Annotated in this window: 6 protein-coding genes; 5 read left to right on the top strand and 1 reads right to left on the bottom strand. The window is 53.6% G+C overall.

The genetic code is table 11. From position 1 onward, the window contains the following. Both J4D97_RS17185 and J4D97_RS17180 read left to right on the top strand, forming a co-directional pair. Positions 1 to 240 (top strand): effector-associated domain EAD1-containing protein (locus J4D97_RS17185; protein ID WP_208308649.1); only part of this gene is annotated, 240 nt, incomplete at its 5' end. A 743-nt stretch (positions 241 to 983) separates the two neighbouring features. Then, entirely contained in the window at positions 984 to 1,751 is a 768-nt protein-coding gene (locus tag J4D97_RS17180) for a TIGR02391 family protein (protein WP_208308648.1), read from the top strand. A 53-nt stretch (positions 1,752 to 1,804) separates the two neighbouring features. Here J4D97_RS17180 and J4D97_RS17175 read toward each other — a convergent pair whose 3' ends face one another. Beyond that, the gene (locus J4D97_RS17175; protein ID WP_208308647.1) at positions 1,805 to 4,033 is read right to left on the bottom strand and encodes a KAP family P-loop NTPase fold protein; all 2,229 of its coding nucleotides are present in this window, start codon (positions 4,031 to 4,033) and stop codon (positions 1,805 to 1,807) included. Positions 4,034 to 4,559: 526 nt separating this feature from the next. On the opposite strand from J4D97_RS17175, the gene J4D97_RS17170 reads away from it, so the two are divergent. The 3 genes from J4D97_RS17170 to J4D97_RS17160 all read left to right on the top strand — a co-directional run bounded on the left by J4D97_RS17170 (position 4,560) and on the right by J4D97_RS17160 (position 6,753). Continuing rightward, positions 4,560 to 5,105 (top strand): hypothetical protein, encoded by a 546-nt coding sequence (locus tag J4D97_RS17170; protein WP_208308646.1) that lies wholly within the window; start codon positions 4,560 to 4,562, stop codon positions 5,103 to 5,105. 78 nt (positions 5,106 to 5,183) lie between these two features. Next, complete coding sequence (locus tag J4D97_RS17165; protein WP_208308645.1) at positions 5,184 to 5,672, top strand: (R)-mandelonitrile lyase; 489 nt, start codon at positions 5,184 to 5,186, stop codon at positions 5,670 to 5,672. A gap of 229 nt (positions 5,673 to 5,901) precedes the next feature. After that, the gene (locus J4D97_RS17160) at positions 5,902 to 6,753 is read left to right on the top strand and encodes an aldo/keto reductase (RefSeq protein WP_208308644.1); all 852 of its coding nucleotides are present in this window, start codon (positions 5,902 to 5,904) and stop codon (positions 6,751 to 6,753) included. Positions 6,754 to 6,782 lie beyond the last annotated feature (29 nt).

Here is a 6,782-nt window from a genome sequence, read left to right as displayed (position 1 = left end):
AGCCAATTGATTGCGATAGCCAGTAATCTCTACTCAGGTGGTATCCGCGATATTGGTATCTGGGAACGGGCTGGTGGACGTGTAGCTGACATTACAATAAGCTTGAATGGACGAGCCCAATGGCAGGAAGCTATCAGACATGTGCGTAACGGAGGCCGTGGCGCTTCTTTTGCTAAACTGCTAGATGAAATGCTGGAAGACTTCCCAGATAATGAGGAATTGTCATTACTCAGAGGGTGATGCACACTACCTCAAAATCGATAACCTACCCACAGTACACTTACGAAAAGTAACGCTTTGAGTATGGTAGGTATATTTATGAGGATGGTACTCATCATGAAGAATTGTAGCTCCAATGTTACACTACCGCAGCCAGTGCCCTATGCGTACCACTAGACGACAACGTTAGATACAAGCCAGTGGCTAACCACGGCTCGAATTGCTCCCGTGACAGCTGCTTTACACAGCTCTAAGGAGATGTGAAACCAACTAGCCTTACCAGCCGGTTTCACGTTCGTACGCACCTTCTTCATTGCAGTTGAAGTGAGGGTGATAGACCACCCAATCTTCTGACCCCTCGGTTGTTCCACCAGCCGGGGGCGCCGTTTAGTGGCAACCGTGTTGGCGGGGTGTTTACCGTACGTTGAAAGCAAAGCTAAACGCAACTTTCATTCGGAGTCAGGTTGTCGCGAAAGTAGTTTTTGTGTATAGCTACAGGCGATTTAGGCAAGTCTACATAGATCACGTAGATCACGCGTGGTTAGAGCAAAGTTTTTGCCTCCTCAACTCGTTGAAATTGTAGTTTTATCAATAATGGCTGTTCGATTGTATCTGCGTAGTTTCGCCAAGAGCAAATTACATGTTACTCGTATGAAAATGCGGGGGACGGTCACTCCTGGATACTTGGTTCACTATAGGGTAACTAATACGACATTACACTCCGTGGCAAGTCCCTTATTAGCTATCTACTATTTTCTACTGCTTTGCCTGATTTAATCCAACAGCTAGAACGCCTACGCCAACTGCTCGAAGGGGCAGTGCAACAACAAGAGCGAGGTAAAGCGAGCCGAGATGCAGAGTTTGTTGTCTGGCATGACCGTCTTCTCAGCACGCTCACCAGCCTATTCGGGAAGGATTCGCGTCAGACTAAACGTATTGCTGACTTGACGTTTACTTACCGGCGAAAGATCAGAATCGCCGGGGTTGATTACTCCGATGTCGATCGGGAAGTACGACAAACCCGATTTAAGCGCGACTTGACAATCACCATTGGGTTGCTTACAAATTACATGGACGAATTGCGGTTAGAGCACCAGCAAGTGCATACCATGCCCGCTGGCTCAACGGCAACACATCCCTTAGCGCAACTTCACCCAATCGTTCAACGAGTCGCTACCAAACTGTTTCAGGATGGTCACTACCGCGAGGCCATCCTGAATACCTATATTGCCTTGGACAATGCCGTACGTGACAAAGCCCAGCTTCCCCCAACTGCCCACGGCACGAAACTGATGGAACAGGCATTTGCCCCGGCTAACCCCATCCTACGCATTACCACGAGCGCCGATGAGCAGCAGGGATTTATGACGCTGTTCAGGGGGGCCATGCTGGCTATCCGCAACCCTAAAGCGCATAGTCTTGGGGGCACAGCTGACCCTCAACGAGCTCTTGAATGGCTCTCTTTTGCCAGTGTCTTGCTTCGAAATCTCGACGAAGCCGAAGTGGTACAAACGCAAGCAAATATGCCTTAACTTGTGCTAATTACTTGATTCATAAATGCACACAAGGTGTTGTGCACTCGGTATTAATCAGGCTTAACAGGAGAATCGGATTGGTGCTCGTAAAGGTAAACGTACTGCTGGAGGCGTTCCTCATTAGAAGGAGGAGTTGACCGGAAATGCTCAGCAGAATACGTTGTGACTGCTATAGGCCCCAGCACCTGCCGTATTGCTACATAGAGTTCAGGTCCTATGGATTGATGCAGCATCGCAAATGTATCTTGCTCAATATTACCGTGAAACGGTGGCTCGTGGTTGACGGAAACATAAGGGGCGCACGTTTCCAGTAGTTGAACTACCTCGGCAGGAGTATGCTTCAACCGTGGTAAAACATATTCCGCCACCGGTGGTCGGTTTGCTGCTAGCCTCCAGTAAAAATGCATGATCCGGCAACCGATAACCGGGAATGCGATGTAGATAGCTTGATCGCCCGCTTCTTGCAATGCCCGTTCCACTAGCGCTGTGGCTAGCACTTGCGCCAACGATTCCCAATGTGCTCGCGTGAATAGGTCTGGTTCGCTTTGGTCTTGTTGTGTCAATGGTTTGGCCAAAGCGCTGTCGCGGCGAGAGAATAGTTTCGATACCAGCCGTTCACAGAGGCTGAAAGAAGCGTCGTCAGCTAATAGGTCCAGAATACAGGGTAGGCGTTGATCAGCTGGAAATCGAGCGAGCAAGGCGATTAGCAACCAGGCTCCCTGCGAGAGGTCCGTTCGGCCGGAAAACCACCCGATTTGGGTGTCGCTGAGCGAGGGGCTAAGCTTGGCGAGCAGGTGCCACGTATTAGCTGCTTCATCCGAACTGAGCAAATCCACGCGGTAAGCTAGTTTCTGTAGGAAGGTTGACATGCCCAGCCGACCAATCAGCTCTTGACTGGTACTACACTGCTGTGCGGGCGACTGAGCCAGAAAGGCTGCAAACTCCTGGTCGGCTACGTCCTCCCGCAGAATGGTATAAGAGAAGTAACGAGCAAAATGGGTAGCAGATGCTACATGCTGCCGTTGCGCGAGTTCCGTCTCCGACAGGCGGCTGGGCGAGTCGTCAAACAAACTACGGCTCCGGTTAAAATGGCGGCTAACGCGTGGAAACAGGGTGCACAACAAATGCTGCGTCGCTTGTCGTTCTTCACGCAAAGGATAGTGACTGTCAAGAAATTGCTCCACTTTGGGCTTCTTCGAATCGTCACTCATCTCGGCTAAAAACTCATAGCTGCCATCAGAGCGTTGCGTACTACCAGTCAACAACTCGGGGTGGGCCGCGACAAAACGGTGCAGTTCCGGGTAGAAAAGGTGTAGGGCTTCAACCAAAATGAAATCAGCCAGATTGGCCTCCCGATAAAGCAGCGGTAATCCGAACTCCACGGCATTGGCAAAGCGCACGGCCAGACGCGGGGTGGTGAGCCGGGGTAACAGGACCGCGCGCAACGTATTGCTCACCCGTTGGGCATCTTCAGCGTTAGGCTCTATGTTCTGGTTTTGGCAGACCTCATTCAGGCGAGCCAGACAGAAGCCGAATAAGTCATCAGGACGTGCGCGCGGCAAGCGTAGCGGAACCTGAATGATTTTCTCCAGGAAGTTCTGGCCAGCTTGCTGCGATGTGGCTGCTTCTCCGGCGGGACTGAATACTTCGCCGAGCGCGCGGGCTACCATGCCGTCGTCAAAGGCCAGTAGATAGGCCGTATACCGGAAGTCAGCCGTTAGCTTAACGAGGCGGAACAGCGCCTGGATTTGTCCTTTCTCCAGCCGGTCTATGTCGTCAACAATGATAATGACGCGCCGGCCTGCATCGGCCAGTAACTGCTCAATACGCTGGCGCAGTCCCTCAGCGTCAGGCTGTGCTCGGTTGAGTAGCGCTTGTACTTGGCTGCTAATATCCAGTTCCGTGCTGGGGCCGTTGTTCGGAGTAGAGAGAGTAAGCTTTGGTAATAAAGGTGCCACGTACTCAGCAGCCAACTTAGCGGCACGTTGCCCCGTGGTGAGCAGTTTCCGGTCAATTGTTTTCGCCAACTCCCCAAAGAAATTGGTCAATAACTGCGTTTCATCGGTAAAGCGCCAGGGATTGAAGTTCAGTACTAAGACTTTGTCGCTAGCACGACCTAGCTCATGACGAATAAAGTTGAGAACTGTGCTTTTTCCTTCGCCCCAGGCCCCATACAAGCCTATAACAAGGCTTTCTGGATTGACGCGAGAAATAAGGGTCTCCGCAATGCGCTGAGCGAATGGTGCCCGTTGAAAATCATCGTGGCGTGGTTCATTCAACGGGCGGTCCGTAGCCCGGTGCTGGCGGTCAAGATTTGTAGACATGAAAAGACAATACAATACAATACAATACTGTCGCGACTTAAGACATAATGCCGCAGAAAACAGCGTACAGCGAATAAAAGTGAAAAGATAAGCCAAAGAGCTTACTGTGAGTTGCTAAGGAAGAGAGCTAGTCGAATAACTTTTATTACAGAGCGAATTAGCAACTATCTACATGCATCTTCTCTATGGGCGAACCCAGTTTTAGACGCGTAGTATTTGGCCGCCGTTCTGCGAAAGGGCGGGATCATTCTGACGCTCAGGCTTGGCATGTTTGAATCTCTTACCCATTCGTTTGATTATCATTATTTCCCTAGCCAGGACCAGCAGAACTTTGTCACTCAGAAGCTAGGGAATACCCATTCCGTTATATCGCATCAAGATAGAAGGTAGCAGGTAACCCACCAGAGTAAAAGGCTTTCGACAGAGTGCGCGGCAGACTGCTGACGCTACACGGGCAACGTTGCTTCCAGTTGGGATGAGTATGAATGGGTTCAAGGCCTACCAGATAGACACGACCTCCGGTCCCGCTCCGGCGTGCCACCGCGGGGACTACTACACACTGTATCTGCTGTCTGACCAACGCCAGCTGCAGGGCACAGGCCAGGAACCGGAACCGGACAGTACCTATTTGCTGCTAGGTGCTCCGTCCGGTGAAGCTTCTTCCGCCTGGCTGCCGGCCCGCCAGACCGGGTATGCCTGCCTGTTTACGGAAGCCTTTGTGCAAGCCAGCTGCCTGGAAGACGGTTGGGAGCCGTGGCAGCTCCTCAACCACCGGAAAAAGCGCGTTTTCTCGCTGCAGGGTCCCCAGGCAGCCTACCTCACCAGCTTGTTTGAAAAGATGCTGGCCGAGCAGCAATCGACCTACCTCTTCAAGCACGAGCTGCTGCGCAGCTACCTGCACCTGCTCCTGCTTGAACTCATGCGCCAGCCTACTCCCAAACGCGTGTTTCGCTTCTATACCCGGCTGCCCGGCCCGGCGGGCGTACTAGTTGCCGGTTGGCTACGCCGCCTCCGCGGCCGCTCGTAGCTACCTGCGACTACCGGACACCCCAGGCGATTTGCCTTCGCTGTATTTTTCTTTCCCCTACTTCCACCCACCAGCCAAATGAATCGAGTCGCTTGCTACCTGGGCGCATTACTTAGTGTGCTGGCCCTGCAAAGCCCGGCGCAATCCGGCAAACCGGCTTCCCCAGCCCATTCGCCAGCGCCCATCTTTACCCAGGGCCAGCGAGCCCCGGCCCAAAATTTCACGGGCACGGTATGGGTTAATTCCTTAGTCAACAGCGACAGCACCTTGCAGTGCGTCGTGGGCAACGTTGTCTTCGAGCCCGGTGCCCGCTCGCACTGGCACCGCCACCCCAGTGGGCAGATTCTACTGGTAACGGATGGAGTAGGCTACTACCAGGAGAAAGGCCAGCCTAAACGACTGCTGCGCAAGGGCGACGTCATCCAGGCCCCGCCCGGCGTAGAGCACTGGCACGGCGCTTCCGCCCAGCAGGCTATGACCCACGTGGCCATCGTGCCCAATACGGAGAAGGGGGGAGCTGTCTGGCTGCAGCCCGTAACCGAGGAGCAGTACCAGCGCCCAAACTAGCGAAAGCAAGCCTTAATCCCCGTAGGCGCGGATGCTTCCGAGTGTCGGGAATTATTTGAATTGTATACTCATTGGTTTGATTCTCTTTTTCTCTTGGGGACTCTGCCGCCGGACCTTTGTAAGGCAAACCCGTACCGGATAAGGCGTCCTTCTTCAGGACGTATCCGCGCCGGCGGGCAGGCCGCCACACGAGCGAACAGCTTACCTATCACCTTTTTTGAGTCATCCTATGCAGACCGTCGAATTAAATAACGGGGTCCAGATGCCCCTGCTGGGCTTCGGAGTGTTTCAGGTCCCCGACCTGGCCGAGTGCGAGCGCAGCGTGCTGGAAGCCATCAAGGCCGGCTACCGCCTGATTGATACGGCGGCTTCGTATATGAACGAAGAAGCTGTGGGCAACGCTATACAAAAAAGCGGGGTGCCGCGCGAGGAACTCTTCATCACTACCAAGCTGTGGGTGCAGGACGCCAGCTACGAAGGAGCCAAGCAGGCGCTTGAAACGTCCCTGCAGAAGCTGCAGCTCGACTACCTGGACCTCTACCTCATTCACCAGCCTTACGGCGACGTGCATGGGGCCTGGCGCGCGATGGAAGAACTCTACCAAGCCGGCCGCATCAAGGCCATCGGCGTAAGCAACTTCCAGCCTGACCGCCTCATCGACCTGATCGTCCAGCACGAGGTGGTACCGGCGGTCAACCAGGTGGAAACCCACCCCTTCCATCAGCAGGTGGAAGAGCACAAGTTTATGGTGGAGAATAACGTGCAGATTGAGGCCTGGGGGCCATTTGCCGAGGGAAAAAATGATCTATTCCACAACGAGCTGCTGCAGGGCATCGGGGACAAGTACCAGAAGTCGGTGGCACAGGTCGTGTTGCGCTGGCTTACCCAGCGCGGCGTAGTGGCTATCCCGAAGTCGGTTAAACCCGAGCGCATGGCCGAAAACTTCAATATTTTCGACTTCGAGCTGAGCCCGGAGGATCTGCAGGCCATTGCCACGCTCGATACCAAGGCCAGCCTCTTCTTTGATCACCGCGACCCGAACATGGTCAAGTGGATCAGCGAGCGAAAAATTCACGAGTAGCCCTCTTCTACATCCCCCCAAGACGTACC

The sequence above is a fragment of the Hymenobacter defluvii genome, assembly GCF_017589435.1.
GTDB lineage: Bacteria > Bacteroidota > Bacteroidia > Cytophagales > Hymenobacteraceae > Hymenobacter > Hymenobacter profundi.
This window is presented reverse-complemented; position numbering and strand designations above follow the sequence as displayed.

What these genes read in the sequence shown, in the direction of transcription:
- J4D97_RS17165 (WP_208308645.1), top strand. Translation starts at nt 5,184, where the DNA reads ATGAATCGAGTCGCTTGCTACCTGGGCGCATTACTTAGTGTGCTGGCC.
- J4D97_RS17170 (WP_208308646.1), top strand. Translation starts at nt 4,560, where the DNA reads ATGAATGGGTTCAAGGCCTACCAGATAGACACGACCTCCGGTCCCGCT.
- J4D97_RS17160 (WP_208308644.1), top strand. Translation starts at nt 5,902, where the DNA reads ATGCAGACCGTCGAATTAAATAACGGGGTCCAGATGCCCCTGCTGGGC.